General features: G+C 51.7%; 1 protein-coding gene. It reads right to left on the minus strand.

Going from position 1 to position 2,313, the window contains the following annotated elements:
• Positions 1–80: 80 nt before the first annotated feature.
• Positions 81–1,451, minus strand: coding sequence for a site-specific integrase (locus PPL9_RS18355; protein ID WP_082596959.1), 1,371 nt, complete (start codon positions 1,449–1,451; stop codon positions 81–83).
• Between the last annotated feature and the right edge of the window lie 862 nt (positions 1,452–2,313).

Consider the following 2,313-nt stretch of genomic DNA (forward strand, 5'->3'; position numbering starts at 1 on the left):
GGCACCGCTTTTTGTGCATCTGTTTACGCAAGGCGTCCCCAATACCCTGAATGAGCTCGCCAGTGCGATGCAGGATTGGTTTATTGAGGTCTCTCCAGCCGGAGAGGCGCCTGATATGAGTACCATCCGTCGCCGTATTCAGCCTCTTTGGCAGGCGCTGAAAACGGCACGGGAGAACTAGCAGGCAAAGTTAGTGCAGAAAAGACAGGTGAGGTTGGAGGAGGTGGGATAATTTGCTGCGTGTGTCGGCGTGGCTTGGCGGTCACATAACCTGCAACTGCATTAACGCTTTCACGTAATGGAGATTCCATCAGATGAGCATAGCGCTGGGTTGTACTCATCTGAGTATGGCCTAAGAGCCTGCCGATTACTTCAAGTGAAGCGCCTCCAGACACCAGAAGAGATGCAAAAGTGTGGCGCAGATCATGAATGCGGACATCGCAGATTTCTGCTTGCTTCAAGATGCCTTGCCAATACCGGCGCATTTCATGAACTGGTTGCCCGGAAACGTCTCCTGGAAACAGCCAGGGGCAGTTTTCGGAGACAACGGACTGGCGTCTCCTCACCAGGTCAGCGACCTCAGGTGATATAGGCAGGCGGTGGATACGCTTCTGTTTGGTATTGGTTGCTGGCTTGAACCAAGTAAGCAGTTCGAGGTTGAACTGCTCAAAGCGGGCAAATCTTACTTCGCCCAGACGTGAGCCTGTGAGAAGGCAGAGGCGGATCACATCAGCCCCGCGTTTGTCTTTGCTGTTCTCGAGCGCATCAGACAGACGGTTGATCTCATCAAGTGACAAGAACCGCTCGCGGGCATTCTCTAGCCTCTTGTAGAATCCATGAGCAGGGTTATCAGGACGCATCTTCCACTGCACTGACAGATTAAACATCTTGCGCAAGATCTCGCCCAGACGATTGGCGCGGATCGGTGTGGATTTTGGTTTGCTTCGGCGTTTGAGTTTCTTTGCGGGACGATGTCGCCCAGCGGCCACGTTGCTGAGCAGCTTGTTGACATCCGCAGGTGAAATCTCGCGCACCAGAAGGTTCTTCCACTGCGGCAGCACCAATTTACTCAGCATGGAAATCTGGTCTGTCTGATTGCGGGCGGCAAGTTTGGGTAGGTGCTCATCGATATAACGCTCAATAAGATCGCTTACGCGCGGCACAACACGTTCTGCTTCCCGGTTGCCCAACGGGTCGCAATCAAGCTCAATCTCCCGGCGGATGGTTTTGGCTCGCTCTCGTGCTGCGACTACACTCCAGGCCGGCCATTGGCCGATGGTGTAGCGACGCTGGCGGTCATTGACGCGGTAGGACACGTTAAACGCCTTGGTGCCGGACTTGTAGATCACCAGTGCAAAGCCGGCGACCACGCTGTCAAACAGCTGGTATTGCCGAACCGTGGGCTTTGCTGTGCGAGCAATCTTTTCTGTAAGGCGCTGACGACTTGGCACAATCTACTCCCCCTCACATAACATCCAAGTAATGCGTAGTGTGCCAGCTCTTGCAAGATCTAAGTCTTAGCTTATGGCGTGCTCACGCTTGCAGGGAAGTCTAATCGGAGCAGATCTTGGGCGTATAGGCGTTCATAGGCGCTCAAAGGCAATGAAAGGCGTTCAAAAGCAGTGAAAAATAGAGGGGGTGCACGCAGGACGCCAGATCAGGAGAAAAATCCCCTTCGAAAGAACTGGAAGATGAATAGCGATAGGCTGAGCTACCAGCTTCAGCCAGTTTGCATATCAGGCATTATTCCTGAGCAGTATTCATCTGAAAGCAATTCTTCGCTGTCAAAGGTCACTATAAGCTCCCCTAAGAGGAATTGTTTTGGAGGTCATTTGAGATCTGAAGCCCCCAAATTCAGCTCAAAAAGGACCTTGTCTTTGAGTTCTTATTCCGATTTCCCCTTATATTTCAGGGGTAAGCCAAAAGCAGCCCAGACTGGGCCGAAAATGGCCCGCTGATTTCCCATATATTTCAATAATATAGCTGCCTTTTGGCGTCTTGTTTACTTTCCGGGCCAGAAGTGGCTCAAGTTTACGTAGCGGCACTAAATTTGCAGTGCTGCGCCGCAAGGCAGCTTTGCGCGTGTTCTAAAATTAATTTCTCTTGTTATTTCAATAGGTAAATCCGATCAAGTGTGTTCATTTCTTCTGCTTTCCCACTCTGGCCTGCAAGTTGCAACTGTGTTGGTACGCTGTCGCAGACTGGGGTCTGGGGCTGTGGCCCATTCTCATCAAATGGGGTTCATTTATTTGTTTTGCTGCGTCTATCCGCAAACGGAGGGCGCTCACCAGGAGCATACTATGCCAACACCCG

It is taken from the genome of Pseudovibrio sp. POLY-S9 (assembly GCF_001431305.1).
Lineage (GTDB): Bacteria > Pseudomonadota > Alphaproteobacteria > Rhizobiales > Stappiaceae > Pseudovibrio.